Source organism: Micromonospora sp. NPDC003776 (assembly GCF_053605645.1).
Map to the genome: position 1 here is coordinate 1 of NZ_JBSGJR010000661.1, position 3,457 is coordinate 3,457.

General features: G+C 74.9%; 3 protein-coding genes. All 3 read right to left on the reverse strand.

Annotated features, from left to right (window positions below; translation table 11 throughout):
* Positions 1 to 943: hypothetical protein (locus tag ACWEVO_RS32860; protein ID WP_452311328.1), on the reverse strand; the 943-nt coding region annotated here is incomplete at its 3' end.
* Positions 944 to 1,083: 140 nt separating this feature from the next.
* Positions 1,084 to 1,806 carry a YcnI family copper-binding membrane protein gene (locus ACWEVO_RS32865; RefSeq protein WP_452311329.1) on the reverse strand — a complete coding sequence of 241 codons (723 nt, stop codon included), beginning with the start codon at positions 1,804 to 1,806 and terminating at the stop codon, positions 1,084 to 1,086.
* Between the two features lie 18 nt (positions 1,807 to 1,824).
* Positions 1,825 to 3,453 carry a copper resistance CopC/CopD family protein gene (locus ACWEVO_RS32870; protein ID WP_452311330.1) on the reverse strand — a complete coding sequence of 543 codons (1,629 nt, stop codon included), beginning with the start codon at positions 3,451 to 3,453 and terminating at the stop codon, positions 1,825 to 1,827.
* Positions 3,454 to 3,457: the final 4 nt, after the last annotated feature.

A 3,457-nucleotide genomic window follows, 5' to 3' on the forward strand; every position in this document is an offset into this window, starting at 1 on the left:
CCGCCGGACCGTCCAGCGGCGACGGACCGGGCGTCTCCGGCGCGCCGGCCTGCGGCCAGGTCCAGGCCGGGTCGCGCGGCAGGTCCGCCAGGGTCTCGGGACGGCGGCTGGGCACCGGGCCGATCGCCGCCCGGGGTCGCTCCGCGTGCCCCGACCCGACCGCGACCAGTTGCCGCTCGGGCAGGTCGGCACGGTCCTCGCGGGCCCCCAGCCCGCTGAGCGAGCTGACCCCCAGCCGCCCGGCGAGCACCGGCACCTGGTCGGGCTCGACGACGAAGACCACCTCACGCGGCCGGACCGGTCGCAGTAGCAGCACCACGGCCAGGACCAGCAGCAGCGTCCCGGCGGCCAGCAACGCCCACGCCGCCCCGGGGAACCAGCCGGCCCGCACCTCGGCGCGCAGCTCCAGCGTCAGGTCGGCCCGCCCGTCCGGGCGCATCACCACCAGGCTCAGCGAGCGCCCGGCCAGCTCTGCCGGGCTCCACTCCAGCGCGCCGATCCCGTCGCGTACCCAGAAGTCCTGGTCGGCCGGGACGGCGGTGGGGGTGCCGGTGGCGGGTGGGCCGGCCGGCTCCAGCCGTACCGGCAGCGGGCCGCGGGCCAGCGCGACGCGCGTGACGGTGGCGTGCGGGACGGCAGCGAGCCAGCGTCCGACCTGGTCGGTCGGGGCCAGGCCGAGGAAGGCCGGGCCGTCGGCGGTCCGGGCGGTCAGCCGCAGCCGGGCCTGCCCCGTGCGGGCGAACGGCGCCTCCGCGCGGAGCATCCGGTCCACGTCGCTCACGACCACGGCGTGCCCCGCGGTACGGACCGTCTCGAACCGGGCGCCGAACCCGCCGTCCGGGTCGGCGTGCCGCGCGGCGACCCAGAGACCGGCGCCCGCCAGCAGCGTCGGAATCCCCACGGTCAACAGCAGCATGCCGGCGATCGTCCGCACGAAACGCATTCGCGTCCTCTCCCTCGGTAGCGAGTACCCGGCCGACCTTACCGACGCGAACCGCGCAATCGCCGGATATCCACGGCAAGCGGCCGAACAGACGCCGGCCCGCCGGAGGACTCCGACGGGCCGGCGAGGGGCGAGGCGGGTCAGGACTTCGCCGTGGGCTCCCGCCGGGTACGCAGGAAGGCGAGACCGCCGAGGATCAGTCCGGCCAGGCCGGCCACCAGACCGGCCACTCCCAGCACGGTCGCGGTGCCCGAGTCGTCGTCATCCTCGCCGGAGGCGGCGGCCGGCGCGCTCGCGGCCGGCGAGGCGGACGCCGACGCGGCGGTCAGCGTGAGCACCGGGGCCGGGTTCTCCGGCTCCTCCTGGCCCGGCGTCGGCTCCTCGATCCAGCGGGACACGTTGCCGTCCGAGTAGGTCTGCAGCACCTTGAACACCATCTTGTCGACCTCCGGCAGCGGGCCCATCGACACCGGGAACTCCTGGAACTCACCGGGCTTGACCCCACCGCCGGCGGCCGCGGTCCAGGTCAGCTTGGACACCGCCTCGGTGAGCTGGCTGCCGTGCACGTTGATCGGCGGGTCGACCTTGCGCTTCTCCACCGCCACGGTCCAACCGGCGACCGGCATGGTGGAGACCGAGCCGACCGGGGCGTTCTCCGGCAGTACCACCTCCACCTTGGTGGTCGACGCCGTGTCGCTCTCGTTCGGCACCCGGAAGGCGAAGCGACCGTAGCCGCCCTGGGTGGCCTCCTTCGGGTTGATCGAGACGTGCGCCGAGGCTGCCCCGGCAAGGCCGAGCACGGCCATGGTGACAGCCGCGACGGTGAGCGCGGCGGCGGTCGCGGAACGCCGGATACGGGTCATGGGTCGGAGCGCCTTCCGTTACTTGATCGGCACGGTGGCGGTCACCGTGGCCTGGTCGATGTCGGACGTGCGGACGGTGAAGCGCAGCTGCCACTGCCCCGCCGCCGGGAGGTTGAGCTCCCCGGTTGCGTGGTTGTCGGTCAGCGGCAGCAGCGGGATCTCGATCGGCTCGATCCCGGCCGACGGCAGTGCCGCCGTGGCCTTCCATTCCTTGACCGGTTGCGGCCGGTTGTCCTTCGTGTACGCGTAGAGGTGCAGCGAGTTGTTGCCACGCTCGGCCGGGTCCAGCTCCACCTGCAGCGAGTAGAGCGGGCTGGTGAGCGTGGCGGAGAAGTAGCCGGTGGGCGTACCGGCGACGCCGCTGGCGGCGGTGCGCGCCGGGGTGGTCTGCACCAGGGTCGCCGAGACCCCGAGCACCACCGCGGTGATCAGCAGCTCGACCAGCACCGCCCGGCGCATGGTCCCGGGCCGGCCGGCGGCGGTCCGCCGGCGCACCAGCGACCGGGAGTACGCGGCCACCCCGATCACCAGCACGAACAGCACGATCTTGGCGAGCAGCAGCTGCCCGTACGTGGTGTTCACCAGCGCCTTCGGGGTGGCCACCTCGATCAGCCCCTGCACCGTCCCGGCGAGCAGCAGCGCCGCCACCGCCAGGGCCGCCCAGCGGGACCAGATCGGCAGGATCGCGTCCAGCTCCCGCTCGTCGGCCCGGCGCAGCAGGAAGACGGCGAGCATCACCAGGCCGCCCAGCCAGACCGCCATGCTGCCCAGGTGCACCGCGTCCACCACCACGGAGACCGCCGGCGCGGGCGAGGCCGCCGGGTGACCCGCGAGCGGCCAGGTGAACAGCGCCGCGCCGCCGAGGAGGGCCAGGATGATCCCGTCGGTCCGGCCGATCGGCCCGCTGAAGAGCGGCCGCAGCAGGAACGCCGCCGCCGCGAGCAGGCCCAACCGGACCAGGTGCGCGGTGCCGTACGCGCTGCCGAGCACGTCGCCGAGGCCGGAGCCGGTCACGGCGAACAGGCCGCCCCCGTTGGTGTACGGCACCTGCAGCCACACGTCGGCGAGGGTGGCGAACACCAGCAGGCCCAGCCCCGACCAGGCCAGCCGGGCCGGCCCGCGCCGGGACAGCCGGCGCGGCCAGAGCGCGGCCAGCACCAGCGCCGGGCCGACGAGCAGCAGCAGCCCGGCGTAGCCGAGGTACTTCGCCACCTTGACCGCGTTCTCCACCACGGGGTCGGCGCGGGTGTCGCTGCCGGAGTCGGTCGGCGGAGCCGACGGGGCGCCCACCGAGAAGGTGAACGCGCCGGAGACCGGGTGGCTGTCGGCCGAGATCACCCGGTAGCTGACCAGGTAGGTGCCGCGCGCGGAGCTGTCCACCGGAATGGTGACCACCGCGCCCTTGACGGTGGGCTCACCCCGGTCGGCCCGGGACGCGTCGGGGGCGATCACCCGGATCTTGCCGGGCACCTTGCGGACCCCCTCGCTGAAGGTCAGCACCACCTCGGACGGGCCGCTGGGCACCACCGACGAGGCGGTCGGGCTGGTGCTGACCAGCACCGCGTGAGCGCTGGCCGGGGTGGCCGGGGCGACGACCCGTACTTCTCCGAGATCGCCAGCGGGGTCATCGAGGTCGCCGCCGCCCAGGGGC